Source organism: Candidatus Flexifilum breve (genome assembly GCF_016713355.1).
Genome location: NZ_JADJPI010000007.1, coordinates 440,544 through 457,225, shown reverse-complemented (window position 1 = coordinate 457,225; position 16,682 = coordinate 440,544). Strand labels below are relative to the sequence as shown.

17 protein-coding genes are annotated in these 16,682 nt (G+C 61.2%); 11 read left to right on the top strand and 6 right to left on the bottom strand.

What is annotated here, in order from left to right:
* The first annotated feature begins 43 nt into the window (after positions 1-43).
* The 7 genes from IPK17_RS07590 to IPK17_RS07560 all read left to right on the top strand — a co-directional run bounded on the left by IPK17_RS07590 (position 44) and on the right by IPK17_RS07560 (position 5,633).
* Entirely contained in the window at positions 44-949 is a 906-nt protein-coding gene (locus tag IPK17_RS07590) for a hypothetical protein (protein WP_343417079.1), read from the top strand.
* A gap of 3 nt (positions 950-952) precedes the next feature.
* Positions 953-1,561, top strand: coding sequence for a cytochrome c oxidase subunit 3 (locus IPK17_RS07585; RefSeq protein ID WP_343417078.1), 609 nt, complete (start codon positions 953-955; stop codon positions 1,559-1,561).
* 16 nt (positions 1,562-1,577) lie between these two features.
* Positions 1,578-2,120: a cytochrome C oxidase subunit IV family protein gene (locus tag IPK17_RS07580; RefSeq protein ID WP_343417077.1), complete on the top strand. Its 543-nt coding sequence runs from the start codon at positions 1,578-1,580 to the stop codon at positions 2,118-2,120.
* Positions 2,121-2,244: 124 nt separating this feature from the next.
* Entirely contained in the window at positions 2,245-2,988 is a 744-nt protein-coding gene (locus tag IPK17_RS07575) for an SDR family NAD(P)-dependent oxidoreductase (RefSeq protein WP_343417076.1), read from the top strand.
* Positions 2,989-3,005: 17 nt separating this feature from the next.
* Positions 3,006-3,845, top strand: coding sequence for a metallophosphoesterase (locus IPK17_RS07570; protein ID WP_343417075.1), 840 nt, complete (start codon positions 3,006-3,008; stop codon positions 3,843-3,845).
* A 73-nt stretch (positions 3,846-3,918) separates the two neighbouring features.
* Positions 3,919-4,458 (top strand): hypothetical protein, encoded by a 540-nt coding sequence (locus IPK17_RS07565; protein WP_343417074.1) that lies wholly within the window; start codon positions 3,919-3,921, stop codon positions 4,456-4,458.
* A gap of 86 nt (positions 4,459-4,544) precedes the next feature.
* Positions 4,545-5,633, top strand: a complete 1,089-nt coding sequence (locus IPK17_RS07560; RefSeq protein ID WP_343417073.1) for a threonine aldolase family protein — start codon at positions 4,545-4,547, stop codon at positions 5,631-5,633.
* Positions 5,634-5,644: 11 nt separating this feature from the next.
* On the opposite strand, the gene IPK17_RS07555 is transcribed toward IPK17_RS07560, so the two are convergent.
* Together IPK17_RS07555 and IPK17_RS07550 are read right to left on the bottom strand one after the other, a co-directional pair.
* Positions 5,645-5,995 carry a VOC family protein gene (locus IPK17_RS07555; protein ID WP_343417072.1) on the bottom strand — a complete coding sequence of 117 codons (351 nt, stop codon included), beginning with the start codon at positions 5,993-5,995 and terminating at the stop codon, positions 5,645-5,647.
* 113 nt (positions 5,996-6,108) lie between these two features.
* Complete coding sequence (locus IPK17_RS07550; RefSeq protein WP_343417071.1) at positions 6,109-6,753, bottom strand: MOSC domain-containing protein; 645 nt, start codon at positions 6,751-6,753, stop codon at positions 6,109-6,111.
* A 471-nt stretch (positions 6,754-7,224) separates the two neighbouring features.
* On the opposite strand from IPK17_RS07550, the gene IPK17_RS07545 reads away from it, so the two are divergent.
* Entirely contained in the window at positions 7,225-9,270 is a 2,046-nt protein-coding gene (locus IPK17_RS07545) for a thioredoxin-like domain-containing protein (RefSeq protein ID WP_343417070.1), read from the top strand.
* A 187-nt stretch (positions 9,271-9,457) separates the two neighbouring features.
* On the opposite strand, the gene IPK17_RS07540 is transcribed toward IPK17_RS07545, so the two are convergent.
* The 3 genes from IPK17_RS07540 to IPK17_RS07530 form a co-directional block, all read right to left on the bottom strand.
* Complete coding sequence (locus IPK17_RS07540; protein ID WP_343417069.1) at positions 9,458-9,931, bottom strand: hypothetical protein; 474 nt, start codon at positions 9,929-9,931, stop codon at positions 9,458-9,460.
* Positions 9,932-10,031: 100 nt separating this feature from the next.
* Positions 10,032-11,420: a DNA repair protein RadA gene (gene radA / locus IPK17_RS07535; RefSeq protein ID WP_343417068.1), complete on the bottom strand. Its 1,389-nt coding sequence runs from the start codon at positions 11,418-11,420 to the stop codon at positions 10,032-10,034.
* A 323-nt stretch (positions 11,421-11,743) separates the two neighbouring features.
* A complete protein-coding gene (locus IPK17_RS07530; protein WP_343417067.1) occupies positions 11,744-12,190 on the bottom strand; it encodes a DUF5946 family protein in 447 nt (148 codons plus the stop codon).
* Positions 12,191-12,294: 104 nt separating this feature from the next.
* On the opposite strand from IPK17_RS07530, the gene IPK17_RS07525 reads away from it, so the two are divergent.
* The 3 genes from IPK17_RS07525 (at position 12,295) to IPK17_RS07515 (ending at position 14,994) form a co-directional block, all read left to right on the top strand.
* Positions 12,295-13,173, top strand: a complete 879-nt coding sequence (locus IPK17_RS07525) for a peptidylprolyl isomerase (RefSeq protein WP_343417066.1) — start codon at positions 12,295-12,297, stop codon at positions 13,171-13,173.
* 11 nt (positions 13,174-13,184) lie between these two features.
* Positions 13,185-14,027, top strand: a complete 843-nt coding sequence (locus tag IPK17_RS07520) for a hypothetical protein (RefSeq protein ID WP_343417065.1) — start codon at positions 13,185-13,187, stop codon at positions 14,025-14,027.
* Between the two features lie 169 nt (positions 14,028-14,196).
* Positions 14,197-14,994 carry a hypothetical protein gene (locus IPK17_RS07515; protein ID WP_343417064.1) on the top strand — a complete coding sequence of 266 codons (798 nt, stop codon included), beginning with the start codon at positions 14,197-14,199 and terminating at the stop codon, positions 14,992-14,994.
* On the opposite strand, the gene IPK17_RS07510 is transcribed toward IPK17_RS07515, so the two are convergent.
* A complete protein-coding gene (locus IPK17_RS07510) occupies positions 14,882-16,396 on the bottom strand; it encodes a sensor histidine kinase (protein WP_343417063.1) in 1,515 nt (504 codons plus the stop codon). The two genes, IPK17_RS07515 and IPK17_RS07510, sit on opposite strands and share 113 nt — an antisense overlap.
* Between the last annotated feature and the right edge of the window lie 286 nt (positions 16,397-16,682).

Genomic DNA, 16,682 nt, shown 5'->3' with positions numbered 1-16,682 from the left:
CCTCAGTCCTCAGTCCTCGTTTTTAACGAAGGGAAGTCTTTCTATGCAACCTGGTCTGCACCGGGCGATCCCGATGGCGGTCATCGGCTTTTTGCTGGCGTCGCTGGTGGTGATCATCATTCGCGGCTTGCAACAACTTGATCCATTGTGGGCGCCGGGACCGGGTTTCGTCCTTTCGGCGTTCACCAGCGCGGGCTTCTTCGTCTGGGGCATGGGCGCGTTCGACCCGAAGATGAGCATCCACGGCGAACACGCGGAAGAGCATCACGAAGAAGAAGCACCTAAGCCCGCGGCGCTCTTGAGCAGTTCGGTGTGGACGGTCTTCACCTACCTCTTGGTCGCGCTTGTGCCGATCATGTTCGTAGCGGTGTTTGGCGGTCTGAACCTGATCACCACGGCGGATCCGCTGGCGTCGACGGTCGCGGTCGGTTACTTCCCGGTCGAACTGTTCGGGCGGGATATCCTCGTCAGCGAACTGGTCGTCTTCGCGATCTTCATCCTCGTGATGATCCTGTCGCTGGGCTTGGTAGCAGGCGCCATCGGTTGGGTGTTCGTCTACCTCGCGCGCTCGATTGCCGAAGTCAAGGTTGCGCCGAATGCGCCGCTCAATGCCGCGCTGGCGACGGGCGACGGTGGATCGGTCATCATCCCCGACGAACGCCGCATTCGTCCGGTGCATCTCGCGACGTTTCTCGTGCTCTTCGTGATCCTCTTCGGCCTGTTCTACGTGGTGCTGATCGGGTTGGCGCTGCCCGCGTTTGTGGCGCCCAATGCCGAGATCCTCGGTATGCCCGCGCTGAACGTGATCAACTTTGTGCTGTCGGCGGTGAATGCGGCGCTGTTCGCCTTCCTGCTGGTGCGGCCCACCCTTCTCCTGCAAACTGTCGGTCGCATCGCGGGCTGGTTAGCTCGTCTGCTGCGCCGTGTCCCGGTTCTGTTCCAGAGGTAACCCATGAGCGAAGCGAGAATCGATACCCCTCAAGTGCATACACACACGCAGGCCGAGGCCACACACATCGACAACATGAAGTTTGCGATGTGGCTGTTCCTCGCCTCGGAAGTCGTGCTGTTCGCGGTCATGATCGCCGGCTACGTCCTGTTCCGCGTGAATTTCCCGGAACGCGTGAAAGAAGTTCACGAGGCCGCGGGCATTCTGCTCGTCACGCTCAACACCTTCCTGCTGCTCTCCAGCAGTTGGACGATGGTGATGGGCTTGCGCGCCATTCAGGGTAATGATCAGCGCGGCTTGATCCGCTGGATCGGCCTGACGGCGCTGCTCGGCACGATCTTCGTCATCCTGCAGGGCGTCGAATACACTGCGCTCTCGCATGAAGGCATCACCATCTACAGTGATAACTTCGGCATGCGCTTCTACGCGCCGACCGCGCTGCACGGCGCGCACGTCATCATCGGCGTGCTCTGGGCGCTGTGGGTGCTGTGGCGCGGGTCGAAGGGCACGTATAACAGCGGCAAGTTCCTCGGCGTGGAAATTTTCGGCTTGTACTGGCACTTCGTGGACGTGGTCTGGATTTTCCTGTTCACGCTGATTTATCTGATCTAAGGGGAGAACGTAACCAATGGCAGACGAAATCAAGCAGGAACAGCCCACGCCCATTGATCCCAATAATCCGCCCGCGCCGATTGCGGAACAGGCGGATAAGTCGGTGCGCGAACTGCGCGAAACCCCGGTCGACGATCCCGCTCAGGCGCAGGTCGAAGCCGTGCTGAATAAGCCCGTCGAGGCGATTGAAGACGCGGCGAATCAACTGGATCGCGCGACCAAGCCGCAGACGCCCGCCGAGTCGCTGGCGCCGGCGCACAATCGCAGCGAAACGCACATCTTCGGGCGCGTCATCCCGTACCCGCTCTACACCGTGGTCTTCTTCACGCTCGGCGTGATCACGATTATCGAAGTGGTGATCGCTGAAGTCTTCCCGGAAGGGCTGTTCAAGACGATCCCGCTGGTCGTGCTCTCGCTGGCGAAGGCCGTGATGGTCGTGATGTTCTACATGCACCTCAAAGAGGACAGCCGCATTTTCGCGTTCACGCTCATTTTGCCGCTGCTGATCGCGCTGGTGTCGGCGCTCTTCCTGCTCTCCGTCCCGATCACGGGCTACTAACAAAGAAAATGCCTAACGCAAAGGCGCGAAGGCGCGAAGACGCAAAGGAAGTAGATCAATCTGCTTTGCGCCTTTGTGTCTTTGCGCCTTTGCGTTGAGTCTTTATTTTTCTCTTTCTCTGACCATGAATAATTTAGCGGGCAAGGTGGCGTTGGTGACGGGGTCGGCGCAGCGCGTGGGCAAAGCCATTGCGTTGGAGTTGGCGCGGCACGGCACGGACATCGCCCTGCACTACGGCAGTTCCCCCGCGAAGGTGGTTGACCAAACCCGCCGCGAGATTGAAGCGCTCGGCGTCCAAGCCTTTCCTATTCAAGCCGACCTCAGCCACGCGGATAACTCCTCCCACCTGATCGATGCGGTGCGTGCGCACTATGGGCGCCTGAATGTGCTGGTCAACAGCGCGTCGAACTTCCTGCGCCGCCGCCTGCTCGACGTGACGCTCGACGACTGGAACGCGACGCTGGCGGTCAACCTGACCGCGCCGTTCCTGCTCACGCAGCACGCCGCCCGGCTCATGCTGCAAAATGACCCTCCCGGCGGCGTGATCATCAATATCTGCGATAAAGGTTCGCTCGAACCGTGGCCGGACTTTGCCGCGCACGGCATCAGCAAGGCGGGCTTGCTGGCGCTCACGCAGTTGAGCGCGGTCAGCCTCGCGCCGCCGATTCGCACCCATGCGATCATCCCCGGCCTCGTGCTCAAACCGGACGCCATGCCGGACGCGCGCTGGCAGGCATTGGCCGCCGACACCCCCCTGCAGCAGCCCGGTTCCGCCGAGGATGTCGCGCGGGCGGTGGCGTATCTGGCACGCGAACCGTACCTCAACGGCGTTGTGCTCAATGTCGATGGTGGTGAATACCTCACCTAGCTCGTAAAGGTCAACCGATGCGCGTGGTCGTTCTATCCGACACTCACTATTTGCCGCAGTACCGCACGCTCTTAGAGAAGACCGTCACCGAAATTGCCGCGCTGAACCCGGACTGCGTGATCGCCGCGGGGGACGTGGGTGAACGGCTGATGGGCTTCGACGCCATGCTGGCACTGCTCAGCCGCCTGCCGTGCCCACGGTTGATCCTCGCGGGCAATCACGACCTGTGGGCGCGCGATGGCCTGAGCAGTCAGGAGTTGTGGGAGCACGAACTGCCGCGTCTCACCCACAATCACGGTGCGATCTGGCTGGAAGGCGCAAACTGGGTGAGCGACGGGCTCGGCGTGTGCGGCACGCTGGCGTGGTATGACTACACCGGCAAAGACCCCGCGATCAACATGACCGACGCCGATTACGCCAGCAACAAAGCGCAGATCGTCATGGATGGCTCGCTGATCAACTGGCCGTGGACAGATCAAGAATTTGCGACCCGGATTGGCGCGGCGTTCACGGCGCGGTTGGCGGCGCTGGAGGCGGATCCGGCGGTGCGCGAGATTCTCGTGGTGACGCACGCGCCGATCTTCATGGAGGCGGTGGTGCGCAAGCCGGGGAACTACGCGTGGAACGTCGGCAACGCCTACTTCTACAACCTCACGCTCGGCCCAACGGTGAGCGCCAGCCCCAAAGTCAGCGCCGTGATCAGCGCGCACACGCACGAAGGCGTCACGGCGACGGTCACTGGCGTGGAGCATCCCATTGATTTGCGCGTCATCCCCGCGGACTACGGCAAGCCCGCCTATGTCGTGCTCGACTACACGCCGAGCCTCAGCGTGATTCAGATCCACCATGTGACGTGAGTGCTGGATCCGGAGCGGCCGGCAGTGAACGGCCCCCACAAAAGTGTGCGACTAAGCAGGAGGATCAATCGGCATGAGCGACGAACACTACGAGCACTTTGTCCGGGCAAATGCCGGAGGGCTAGACGCCAAGCTCACCATCCGCGAGGATGGATCGGTCGAGTGCGTGCTGCATCTCGGCGGCATGATCAAACCTAGTCGCTACACGCTGCATGGGCGTTATGAGCCGCACACAGATACCTACGGTTGGCTGCGCGTGGAGCGCGTCACTCTCTATCAAGATGAAGCTTTTATCGATTTCCCGATTGAGGCGCTTGGCTGCGAACTGATCTACGAGGTGATCAAGCTGTCGCGCAGCCCAGTGCTGCAACATCCCGGTGATGTGCTGTGGGTATCCGCGCACTGGAACAAATACTTCGATTTGCTGTTGTTCCCCATCCGTCATGTCATTGAGTGCTACGAGGGGCTCAAATACGTGTTGGAAAACGACGAGCTTGATGACCTGCCGCCCGACCTACGCCAGCACATCAACGCCGATTTCATGCGCCACCTCGAAGATTTAGTCCTGCGCATGGACAAAATGAAGTTCGCCCGCGTTGGCAGCGGGTCATAATCATGATATGAGTTTCTTTACGGGTCAAAATGCAGTAGAATGGTGCGTTTGTGCACCCGTTCGAGTGGTGCGTTTTGAGGTGACCCATGACTCAACGTGATGCCGACGCCATTTTCAATCGTTGTACGCGGTTTGTCCCCGGCCATTATCGGACCACCCCACAGCAGGTGTTGGCGGCGCTGGCGGCGTACACCCCGCGTGATGCGGCGTTCGATATGTACGGCGAAGGCAAGCTGATCGCCGACTTTGAGACGGAGATCGCCGGGCTGCTGGGCAAGCCTGCCGCCCTGTTCCTACCCTCCGGCACGATGGCCCAGCAGATCGCGCTGCGCATCTGGGCGGATCGCAGCGGCAACCGGAACGTCGCCTTTCATCCGACCAACCACCTCGAAGACCACGAACATCAAGCCTTTCGCGAACTGCATCACCTGAGCGGGATTCGCGTTGGCAATCCGAACTATCTGCTGACGCTCGACGACCTGAAGAAGGTGCGCTCCCCGATTGGCACGCTGCTGCTGGAACTGCCACAGCGCTTCATCGGCGGGATGCTGCCGACGTGGGACGAACTGACCGCGATCGCCGCGTGGGCACGCGAGCAGGGGATCACGCTGCACCTCGACGGCGCGCGCCTGTGGGAGTCGCAGCCGTTTTACGGGCGCAGCTACGCCGAGATCTGCGCCCTGTTCGACTCGGTTTACGTGTCGTTCTACAAAATCCTCGGCGGGATCAGCGGCGCGGCACTGGTCGGCGACGAACGGCTGATCAGCGAGGCGAAGGTGTGGCAGCGGCGGCATGGCGGCAACCTGCCGCGCATGTATCCGTTTGTGCTGGCGGCGAAAATGGGCATGGATCAGCGTTTATCCCAAATGGACGCTTATTATCGCAAGGCGTGTGCCATCGCGGGGGCGATATCCCAAATTGAGGGCATCGAGATCAAGCCGAACCCGCCGCATTGCAATATGATGCAGATCCACTTCAAGCGCGACAAGGAACGGCTGTTTGAGGCTGTGCTGGATCTCGCCGAAGAGACAGGCACCCTGCTCGCCTACTACCTCATGCCCAGCGCGATCCCGGCGTACTGCATGCAGGAACTGACCATCGGCGATGGCGCGCTGGACATCCCGACTGAGGACATCACGGTGCTGTTTTCCGAGGCGCTGCACCGGTCGGCGTAACCGCGTGCGGGTTAGGTCGACCCGCCTCCGAATCCGATCTCGTTGCCGTCGGCATCGCGGTAGGTGATCTTGCGCACACCCTGCGCATAGGTTTCCTGTTGCGCCGGGGCGAGTCCCCGCTCAGCGATTTGCGCGATGAGCGCGTCGAGGTTCTCGACGAACAGCGTATGCCGGGCGTGCCCGGCGTGCTCCTGCTGCACGATGTACAGATACCGATGCTCCGCCAGCTCCCACACCGCCTCGGCGTCGTGCGGAAAGAAGTTGGGCGGCGAGCCTAGGAGTTGTTCATACCAGGGCCGCGCTGTCGCAAAGTCAACGACCGGAATTCCCGCAAACAGGTCGAGACTCTTCGTCGGAATCATACTGATTACGCCTCTCTCTTCACCATCCGATCAGCGCAGTCATGGACTAATGCCTTTCCAGACATGCGCTGATCCTCTTGCTAAATGTTCAGGACGGGTACGGCGTGAATTCGCTACGCCATGCGTTTCGCGAGCTCGTCCTCGAACCAGTGGCGCGACCGGATGTCAATCGGCGCGGCGAGGTAGCGGCGAATCACAGCCTCGTCCATGTCGTCATGCTCGTAGAAGAAGCGGAAGCTCTCGAGAATCGAGATGCCCTCCCCCTGAAGCGGTAGATAGGTGACTGGGTCGCCCACCGTGACCATCCCCGTCTCGAGCACCCGGCAGTAGAGGCCGGGACGCTCGGCAAAGCGAAACTTCTTGACGAATTCCGGGTCTTCGAGGCGCGCCGCCAGTGACGCGCACGGGATACGCGGCGCGGTCACTTCGAGCAGCACGTTGCCCACCTGCAAGCGATCACCAATGGTGAAGGTCGCGCTTTCCAGCCCGGAGATCGTCAGGTTTTCGCCGAAGATGCCGTTAGGCAGCGTCCGCCTGATGTGCTTTTCCCACCAGTCGTAATCCGGTCGACCGAACACGTACACGGCTTGATCTACCCCGCCGTGATTCTCGGTGTCGATGATCACATCGCCGTCCAGACCCAGTTGGCCAATCGCCACGGGCTCAGTGGTCGGCTCTTTGAAGATGGCGGAGGTTCCGGTGCGCTTGCCGTTCCGCAAGGGGCGCTCCTCCCCGATGTTCACACTGATTAACTGCATGGTGTTTCCTTTGAGCTTATTGAAACGGTCGAATTCCGATCCCACCCCGGCCCCTAAGAGCCCCCCCCACCTCCCCGAGGGATTGGCCAGGCATAACCTGTTTTCGTAGGGACGAGGCATGCCTCGTCCTAATTTCTAGAGAAGGATACAGAGGACAAGGCATGCCTTGTCCCTACAAAAACCTCTCTCATAAAGATAACAGTACGCTTTTTGGACACCCTCTTTATCGCGTCCGCTGATCGCTAACCCTGACAACAACCCACAGACCGCTTTTTGAACACCGTCTTGGGTGACTGCGCATGACCCCACCTCCGAATTCAGTGAGGGTAGACAGATTGAACACCAGTAGAACGCCGGAGGTAAGGTTTTGGCGGGCGCGGTCGTCCGGCTTGTAGGCGTTGCTGCCGACATTCGCGCGGTTGTGCGCTATACTCTCGTTCACTGCAATTGTAACATTCAATGGCTAGGTTGATGATGCGTTTACTTAAGCTGCTCTTACTCGTGCTGCTGCTTCTGCCCCTGTCCGTGTTAGCTCAAGAAGGTGACCCAGTGAACAATCCCTACGTTGGCCGGGTCGATTTGCCCGCGCCGGAGTTCCCCCCCGACCTCGACTGGATCAACGTGACCGCGCCGCTCAGTATTGAGAGTTTGCGCGGGAAAATCGTGCTGCTCGACTTCTGGACGTATGGCTGCATCAACTGCATCCACATGATCCCCACGCTGGAACGGCTGGAAGCGCAGTATGGCAACGCGCTGGTCGTGATCGGCGTGCATTCGGCCAAGTTCGAGAACGAGGGCGAGACCGAAAATCTGCGCCAGATCGTGCAGCGCTACGAGCTGCATCACCCGGTGATCAACGACAGCGGCTTCCGCGTGTGGCAGACCTACGGTGTGCGCGCGTGGCCGTCCTTCGTGCTGATCGACCCGCGCGGCAATGTGCTGGCGATGCAGGCGGGCGAAATCCCCTTCGAGGCGTTCGACCGCGTGATCGGCGGCATGGCCGAGTACTTCGACTCGGTCGGCGAACTCAACCGCGATCCACTGGAACTGGCGTTGGAAGGCGCAAATGCCATCGGCGGGCTGCTGTCGTATCCCGGTAAAGTGCTGGCCGATGAAGCGTCGAACCGCCTGTTCATCGCCGATACCAACCACCACCGCATCATCGTCGCCGATTTGACGACCTACGAGGTGCAGGCGGTGATCGGCACTGGTGCGCGCGGTTTCACCGACGGCGCGTTTGACGCGGCGCAGTTCAACAAGCCGCAGGGCCTGGCGCTGAATGGCACCGATCTCTATGTGGCGGACACCGAGAATCACGCGGTGCGCCGCATCAATCTCGCCGATGAAACGGTGACGACGGTCGCCGGGACGGGCGCACAGGGTTACACCCGCTATACGGTCGGCGAGCCGCAGCCCGCCAGCAGCACGGCGATCAGTTCGCCGTGGGATGTGACCTTCGGCGCGGACAATACGCTGTATGTGGCGATGGCGGGCGTGCATCAGATTTGGACGCTGGACGTGGCGAACAACCTGATCACCCCGACGATTGGCAGCGGGCGCGAGGCGCTCGTCAACAGCACGCTGCTCGAGTCGGATCTCGCGCAGCCGAGCGGCCTGTTCTTCCGCGACGGTGTGCTGTACTTCGCCGACAGCGAATCGAGCACGGTGCGCGCGGCGGATACCAATGCCGATCAACTGGCGACGCTGGCGGGCACCCTCGACAACAACCTGTTCGATTTTGGCGATATGGACGGCGCGGCGGGCGTATCGCGCTTGCAGCATCCGCTCGGCGTGACGGGCGGCGCAGCCGGCGATCTGTTCGTCGCGGATACCTACAACAGCACGATCAAGCGGCTTGACCCGGCCACATCGACGATCACCACGCTGAGCGGATCGGGCAGCCCCGGCGGGTATGCGGACGGTCCGCTGGACGAAGCCGAATTTGACGAACCCGGCGGCCTGTCGCTGGCGGGCAACCGGCTGTTTGTGGCGGATACCAACAATCACGCCATCCGCGTGATCGATTTGGAGGCGGGGACGGTGGTCACACTGGCCTTCCCGAACCCGGAAGCCCTGCAAATCGCGGATCAGCCGACGGTGATTGGCGGCAATCACATGGACGATGTGGTGCTGACGCTCGACCCGCAGACGGTCGCGGCAGGTGACGGCGAAATTGTGCTGCGTATCACCTTGCCGGAAGGGTACAAGCGCAATGAACGCGCGATGTCGCGCGTCGATTGGAACAATGCCGACGAAGCGATTGAGATCGCCGAGGCCGACCGGGCACAGGTGATCGATGGGCTGGAAATACGGCTCCCGGTCACGCTGCATGAGGGCGAGGATGTGCTCTACGGCATGATGCGCCTGTACTACTGCGAGGCCGTCAACGAGTCGCTGTGCCTGATCGATCAGATCGAGATCGAAGTGCCCGTCACGGTCAGCGCGGACGGCGCGAGCGGTGAGATCGTCATCGACCGGGTGATCGTCCCGCCGGATGTGCAGGTGGGGAGTTTCTAGGCGAGAAAGACGACCCCACCCCCGGCCCCTCCCCGAATTCAGGGAGGGGAGACAGCAGTTCTCGTCACGCCGATTTCGTTTACGTAGCGACGCGATTTACCGCGTCCGCTCGTTCAACCTCATCCGGCTTGCGTTTGCCCCTCGCCCTCGGGAGAGGGGCCGTTGAGCGCAGCGAAACGGGGTGAGGTTACGGCACGGTGTAGACCGCGCCGGTATCCACGCCGTCCACGATGACGCGGAAGGTCTGCCCGCTAACCAATTCGGCTTGCGGGTACGGCGCGACGTAGAAGCGATAGCGCGCGCCGGGGTTGAAGGTGTCGATGCGCTCCACGCCGAGCGGCCAGTGATTCTCGTTGTCGCAGCGGTTGTCAAAGGCGAAGAACCACTGACTATCGCCGGGACCGCTGAGCAACTGCACCACGTTTTCAATCGGTTCACCTGCGTATTCGAAGACCCAATTGGTAACGACGCCCGTCGTGTTGTTCGGGTCGGCACAGTCCGTCCCGACATAGGGGATGTCTGGCGCTTCCCCCTGCGTAACCTCGGCGGTGCGCGCGTAAGCGAGCGTATTGGTCACCGGGTCAGTGCTGGAACCGAAGAGCGATCCTGTGCAGCCCGCCACACTGATGAGCAGAAGCAATCCTATTATCAGTCGAATCATGGGTGTACGCCTCATTTATCTGTAAAACGAAGAGGACGAGGCATGCCTCGTCCCTACTTACTTGGCGTCTTCGCGACCTTGCGTCTTTGCGTTGAGTTTTTTAATCCTTCGGCACGGCGATGGCCAGCGCCTCACCGATGTTGCGTACTTCGATCAGCTTGATGCCGTCGGGCAAATCGGCCATTTTGCGGCGCAGCTTGGGCAGCATCACGCGCTTAAAGCCGAGCTTGGCCGCTTCGTGCAGGCGCGCCGGGAGCTGACTCACCGCGCGGATTTCGCCGCTCAGGCCGATCTCGCCAACGAACGCGAAATCGGGCGCAATCGCCTTCTCGTAGTAGCTGGAGGCCATGGCCATCGCCATGGCGAGGTCGGAGGCGGGCTCATCGACCTTCATGCCGCCGATCACGTTCATGAAGATGTCCTGCTCGTGCAGCTTCAAGCCGAGGCGTTTGCTCAGCACCGCGCTGATGAGCAGCAGACGGTTCATATCGACGCCGTTGGGCGTGCGGCGCGGGTTGCCGAAGGCGGTCGGGCTGGTCAGCGCCTGAATTTCGACCAGCAGCGGGCGCGTGCCTTCCATCGTCACGGCGATGGCCGTCCCCGGCGCGTTGAGCACGCGCTCGGCGAGGAAGACCTCGGACGGATTCGGTACTTCGATCATGCCCAAGCCGGACATTTCGAACACGCCGATCTCGCTGGTCGCGCCGAAGCGGTTCTTTACGCTGCGCAACAACCGATACGCCTGAAACGGATCGCCTTCGAGGTAGAGCACGGTATCGACGATGTGTTCGAGCACGCGCGGCCCGGCAATTGCGCCCTCTTTGGTCACATGGCCGATCATAAACACGCTCGTCCCGGTGGTTTTCGCCAGCATTTGCAGCCGGGACGCGCATTCGCGCACCTGACTCACGCTGCCCGGTGAGGATTCGCTCTCCTCGGTGTACACCGTCTGGATCGAGTCGATGATCAGGATGGTCGGGTCGACCTGATTGACCTGCTCAAAGATGTCCGCGAGGTTGGTCTCAGTCAGCAGATACAGGTCGTCGGCCTGCAAGCCCATGCGGTCGGCGCGCATCTTGATCTGTTGCACGCTCTCTTCGCCGCTCACGTACAGCACCCGCCCCACACTTTGCGCTAACGCCGCCGACGATTGGATGATCAAGGTCGATTTCCCGATGCCCGGCTCACCGCCGATCAGGATGATGCTCCCCGGCACGATGCCGCCGCCCATGACGCGGTTCATCTCGCCGATGGGGATTTGCAGGCGCGGTCGGTCGTGTGTGCTGATGTCGTTCAGCTTCTGGGATTGGCTGTGCGGCAGCACGACCCGTTCGCGCGTCGTGGTTTTGCCGCCGACCTTCGTCACCTCGACGAATTCCTCGACCATCGTGTTGAATTCGCCGCACGCGGGGCAGCGTCCCATGTAGCGCGGCGACTGTCGCCCGCAGTTCTGGCAGACAAATTTGCTTTTCGTCCGGGTGGAGGCCATCGACACACCTGTGAATTAGAACGTTTGTTTGGGTTAATTATAGCGCGAATCGGGCTGGACGCCAGCGAAACCTACCTCACCGTGCTGGCTGCGCCAGCCGTCCCTCTCCATGAGGAGAGGGACACGACCCGCCGTGCCTTTGCCCCTCGCCCTATGGAGAGGGGCGGTTGAGCGAAGCGAAACGGGGTGAGGTAAGGCAAAGTACCAATTCTGAAATGGCTTCATGCCTCGTCCCAACACAAATGCTCTTATCGGTTTTTCCTCCCTGACTTCGGGGTGCGGTCGGCAGCGGCGGAAGCGCGTCCCTACAATGGTTGTTGATGTCACAGATTCCCCGACGCCCGCAGATCCGCCAGCATGGAGCGCGCCCATGCGTTGACCTGCTCAATGTAGCGTTCAATCCCTCCGGCGACGACATCGGCGGTGGTCATCGTCCATGTGACCGGGTGTGCATACGCGCCGTGCGCGTCGGCGGTCGCCGTGATCTTGAACTGACGCTTCCCCGAATCGACCTCGTCGCGCATTTGTACACGCAGCACGCGCGGATCAACGCCTTCATCGACGAATTTGATCAGCAGGCCGGTGGCGTGCTCCAACCCATCCGGCGCGTACAGGCTCGGATGCTGCAGGTGATAGCACAGCACGGTCAAATGATGGACTGCCCAGTTGGCGGAATCCTCGTTTTCCCAGAACAGCATCTGGTGAAAGTGGTCGGCACACGTGACGCCGTCGCGCCAGAGCGCGCCGCATTCCGGACAATGCTCGCTCATTCGTCGCCCTCCTGTTACCCGGTTTTACAAGAGTAGCAGACATCGGTATGCGCGGAAAAGCGCAATCCGTTATAATCCTTTATGGTAATGTGAGGAGATGTAATTTGCGGCACGTACTGAAAACCTTCGTCGCACTGACCGTGCTGCTGAGCGCGGCCTGTGGCGGCGCTACTAGTCCTAATGCCCAGCAAGCAGCACCGACGACCGCGCCGAGCGCTTCGAGCACGCTGCCGACCAATGCCGTGGGCGCTGCGCTGGTGGCTCGCGTCAATAATCAAGAGATCACGCTTGAGCAGTTGAACAGCATGGTCGCGCAGTTTGGCCAGTCAAGCGACTCCAACCGCGCGCTGGCGCTGCAAACGTTGATCGAGCAGACGCTCATCCGGCAGGCGGCCGCCGCGCAGAACGTGGCGATCACCGATGCGGAACTGGATACCGAACTGCAGGCCTACATCCAGCGGGCGGGCGGCGCTGATGCGTGGGGCGTGTGGCTGACGAGCAACGGCTACACCGAAACCGCGTTCCGCGACCTGCTGCGGGACAACCTGATCACCGAGCGCATGCGCGACGCACTCACCGCTGACCTCAACGGTGATGTGCCGCAGGTGCACGCTCGGCATATTCTGCTGGCGACCGAGCAGGAAGCGCTCGATGTGCTGGCGCGGTTGCAAAACGGCGATGATTTCGCGGCACTGGCGGCGGTCTATTCCCGGGATGTGACCACGCGCACCAATGGCGGCGATCTCGGTTGGTTCGCCTATGACGAACTGCTCGAACCCGTGCTGGCGGATCAGGCGTTCGCGCTGCAGCCTGGCGAGATCGTCGGGCCGGTGCAAACGGGGTTGGGCTTCCATATTCTGCAATCGCTGGAACGCGGCGACCGTCCGCTCACCGAAGATAAACGGGCGTTTATCGCGCAGGCACGATTTGAAAACTGGCTTAATCGCTTGATCGCCGAAGCCGCAATCGAGCAATACATCTAGGAGCATAGAGGATGGGACGCGGAAGCAATCGCATCTACAACATCATTTCGCTAGTCTTTTTGGTGCTGGCACTGCTCGTCCTCGTGTTTGTCGGCGTGCGCATGGCACAGCCGCCCGTCGCCGTCGCGACTCCGGTTGCGGTGCTGCCGACGGCGGTGCTGCTCCCGTCGCTGACGCCGACGCCGACCGATACGCCCATTCCGCCGACGGCCACGTTCACCGTGACGCCCTCGCCGACTAACACTGAGACGTTCACGCCGAGTCCCACCTTCACCTGGACGCTGATCCCGACGCTGACCACGACCCCCGTGCCGCCGACCCTGACGCCGCTGCCGTCGGCCACGTGGTTCCCGAGCGCGACGATCACGCCCTCGCTGACGATCACCTTCACGCTCGTGCCGAGCCAAACGCCGATCCCGTCGAATACCTCCGCGCCGACCGCGACGATCAACAGCTTCACGCCGCAGCCGACCGAACCGCCGCCGTCGCCGTTCCCCTTCCGCCTGCGCGACCCGCAGCCGGTGTACACGCTTAACTTCGCCAATTCGGCGGGCTGCTCGTGGCAGGGCATCGGCGGGCAGGTGAGCGATATGGCTGGGCTGGCGATTAACGGCATCCGCGTGCATGTATATGGCTCGGGAGTCGACACATTCAGCACGACGGGTTCAAACTCGCTGTACGGCTCGTCCGGGTGGGAAGTCCCGCTGGCGAACATCGTCAGCACGAATGTGTATTTTGTCGAACTGCAGTCGCAGGGCGGCACGATCATCTCGGAGACGGTGCGCGTGCAGTTCCCCGGCAACTGTCAGCAGAATCTCGCGCTGGTCAATTTCCAGCAGACGCGCGAGTTCTAGTCCGAATGCAGACCCCACCCCCGGCCCCTCCCCGAATTCAGGGAGGGGAGCAAACAACGCTCGCAAGGTCTCCCCTCTCCCCCGCTTGCGGGGAGAGGGGTTGAGGTGAGGGGGTATCCGACCCGCTTTAAAGCGTGCCCGCCTGTTACGATTTGAGAACTGTTTGCCGATGTCCGACCACTACCCGCTGCCCGATGAAGATGACGACGCGCTGACCCTGCCGCCCGACGAGGGGGAGATGTCCGACGCGCCGTTGAAAGATCCGCCGCCGCGCCGCGTACGCACGGTGAAGCCGCGCCGCAATCCCCTGCCCTATAATCTGGTCACGCTGGTGATGCTGCTGCTCACGTGTAGTCTGGTCGTGTACATCGGCTTGATCTGGCAGAATCCCTATTCGACGCTCAACCCGCTCGCGCCGCCGACGCTGCTCCCGCGCATCGTCACGGCGACGCTGACCGTGACGCCCACGCTCACGCCAACGGAGACGCGCACGCCGTCACGCACACCCACGCCGAGCGAAACCTTTACGCCTGCCCCGACAGCCACGTTTACAGCCGTGTTCATTGAAGGCTTCAGCACACCGTTCGGTACGCCGCCCGCTGAACCCGTCGATTACCCGTATGTGCTGCAAAATGATCGCCTGATCTACCTGACGAATCCTGACGGGCGCGGCGCGTGCCGCTGGTCGAGCATTGCCGGGTCGGTGGTTGATGCGAATGGTGTGGCGGTGGAAGGCTATGGAATTCGCATCGTCGGTGAGGGGGTCGATCAGACGATTGCGACGGGGAGTTCCCCCGGTTTTGGGCCGGGGGGCTTTGAGTTACCGCTGGGGACGACGGCGCAGGATGCGGTGTTTATCGCTCAACTTCTCGATGCGACGGGGTTTCCAGCATCCCCGGTGTATACGGTCGAGACGCGGGCCGACTGCACACAAAATATCGCCGCGATGCGTTTTGTGCCTCGATGAGTTCGCGGGGGACGGGCGTGAAGCGAATATACTTCGCGCAGCGATAGAGCGAGAACCAGAACGTCGCGCCGTCCCCAACTTTACTTTCCACGCCAATTTCGCCGCCGTGCGCCCGAATGATGCGCTGGGTGATGGCTAAGCCCAACCCGGTGGTTTTGTCATGCTTGTGGCGCGTGAGCCGCGCGAAATCGTCAAACAACATGGCTTGATCGGCGGTGCACAGGCCGGGGCCTTCATCCTGCACGTCGATATGCCACATCCCCTGCACGATCTTCGCGCGGACGTAAATCTTGGAATAGGCGGGCGCAAACTTGACGGCATTCAGCAGCAGGTTGTCCATGACCTGGCGCAGGCGTTTCGGGTCGGCGACGGCCTTCCCCTGCGACGTGGTTTCGAGGATGACCGTGCAGCGCTTGCTTTCGGCGGCGTGATTATGCCGCTGCACGATATCCGCCAGGAACGGGCTCATCTTGATCGATTCGGGGAAGATGGTGAACTGTCCCGTTTCGATCTGCGAGACGTCGAGCATATCGTTGACCAGTGTGAACATGTGGCTGGCCTGCTGGTCAATATCAGCGATGATTTCGTCGCGTTCGGCCTGCGTCAGCGTGACAGCGCGGTTTTTCAGCAGCGACGTGCTCATCAGCACACTGCTGAGCGGATTGCGCAGATCATGAATCGCCATGCCCATCACAGCGTTTTTGACCTCGTTGAGCTGCCGCAGTTCCTGATTCTTCTGTTCGAGCTCTTTCTTCTGGGCACCGAGCGCGGCCAGCAGTCGACCTTTTTCGATCATCACGGCGAGCTGCCCGGCGATTTGCTGGAAGATGTCGGTGTGCACGTCCGCGTAGGTGTTCGGATGGCAGCTGGAGAAGAACATGAAGCCGATCGGGATGCCATTGGCGATCAGCGGGCAGGTGAGCGAGGAGCGAATGCCTTCGTCGAGGATCAACCGGGTCGAGACGGAGCTCGGTTTCTGGCTGTAGTACAACTCGAGATCGTTGATGATGCGCGGTCGACCGGAGCGGATGATCATCTCCAGTGTGCTGCCCTCCAACCGTCCCGCGAAATTGCGGCTGAGGAAGACGGGCGAATAATCCGCCTGTGCCCAGCGCGCTCGCACCATCGTGCCGTTATCTTCGATGAGGGATAGGCCGATGCGGTTGTAGGGAATGAGGTTTTTGAAGTCGCGGTAGGTGCCTTGCAGCACGTCGTCCAGGAACATGCCCTCGTTGACCCGGGCGGTGAGGTGCATCAGGTTCTGCAGTTCGCGCTGGTGGCTTTCAAGGCGGTCCGCCATCTGCTGGATGGCGGTGCTAATGCGCCGGATTTCGTCTCCCGCAAACCCGATCATCTCCGGTGTTTGCGCGGTCAGCACATTGAGCTTGTCGTTGGCGATCATGGAACTATCCCTTGGAAACGGCGGCGCAGCGATTACCGATTCGCTACAATAAATTTAGTATAAGCGTGGATGTAGAATTGTTCCATGAAGCAATTCTAAATTAATCATAAAGAGCGAGTTGAGACGGAGGCGGGGACGTACTGTTGAACTAACAGAGGTCGGGGGTGAGGCCAGAGGCGCCGGAAACGATTCATCGCGTTCTGACGAAAATGAATGTGCTTGGCGAACGGTATTGTCGCCCCTCTCCGTTAGGAGAGGGGCTGGGGGTGAGGTTGATCCTGTCCCG

What these genes read in the sequence shown, in the direction of transcription:
- IPK17_RS07540 (WP_343417069.1), bottom strand. Translation starts at nt 9,931, where the DNA reads ATGATTCGACTGATAATAGGATTGCTTCTGCTCATCAGTGTGGCGGGC.
- IPK17_RS07570 (WP_343417075.1), top strand. Translation starts at nt 3,006, where the DNA reads ATGCGCGTGGTCGTTCTATCCGACACTCACTATTTGCCGCAGTACCGC.
- IPK17_RS07510 (WP_343417063.1), bottom strand. Translation starts at nt 16,396, where the DNA reads ATGATCGCCAACGACAAGCTCAATGTGCTGACCGCGCAAACACCGGAG.
- IPK17_RS07520 (WP_343417065.1), top strand. Translation starts at nt 13,185, where the DNA reads ATGGGACGCGGAAGCAATCGCATCTACAACATCATTTCGCTAGTCTTT.
- IPK17_RS07575 (WP_343417076.1), top strand. Translation starts at nt 2,245, where the DNA reads ATGAATAATTTAGCGGGCAAGGTGGCGTTGGTGACGGGGTCGGCGCAG.
- IPK17_RS07530 (WP_343417067.1), bottom strand. Translation starts at nt 12,190, where the DNA reads ATGAGCGAGCATTGTCCGGAATGCGGCGCGCTCTGGCGCGACGGCGTC.
- radA (WP_343417068.1), bottom strand. Translation starts at nt 11,420, where the DNA reads ATGGCCTCCACCCGGACGAAAAGCAAATTTGTCTGCCAGAACTGCGGG.
- IPK17_RS07565 (WP_343417074.1), top strand. Translation starts at nt 3,919, where the DNA reads ATGAGCGACGAACACTACGAGCACTTTGTCCGGGCAAATGCCGGAGGG.
- IPK17_RS07555 (WP_343417072.1), bottom strand. Translation starts at nt 5,995, where the DNA reads ATGATTCCGACGAAGAGTCTCGACCTGTTTGCGGGAATTCCGGTCGTT.
- IPK17_RS07580 (WP_343417077.1), top strand. Translation starts at nt 1,578, where the DNA reads ATGGCAGACGAAATCAAGCAGGAACAGCCCACGCCCATTGATCCCAAT.
- IPK17_RS07545 (WP_343417070.1), top strand. Translation starts at nt 7,225, where the DNA reads ATGATGCGTTTACTTAAGCTGCTCTTACTCGTGCTGCTGCTTCTGCCC.
- IPK17_RS07550 (WP_343417071.1), bottom strand. Translation starts at nt 6,753, where the DNA reads ATGCAGTTAATCAGTGTGAACATCGGGGAGGAGCGCCCCTTGCGGAAC.
- IPK17_RS07585 (WP_343417078.1), top strand. Translation starts at nt 953, where the DNA reads ATGAGCGAAGCGAGAATCGATACCCCTCAAGTGCATACACACACGCAG.
- IPK17_RS07560 (WP_343417073.1), top strand. Translation starts at nt 4,545, where the DNA reads ATGACTCAACGTGATGCCGACGCCATTTTCAATCGTTGTACGCGGTTT.
- IPK17_RS07590 (WP_343417079.1), top strand. Translation starts at nt 44, where the DNA reads ATGCAACCTGGTCTGCACCGGGCGATCCCGATGGCGGTCATCGGCTTT.
- IPK17_RS07515 (WP_343417064.1), top strand. Translation starts at nt 14,197, where the DNA reads ATGTCCGACCACTACCCGCTGCCCGATGAAGATGACGACGCGCTGACC.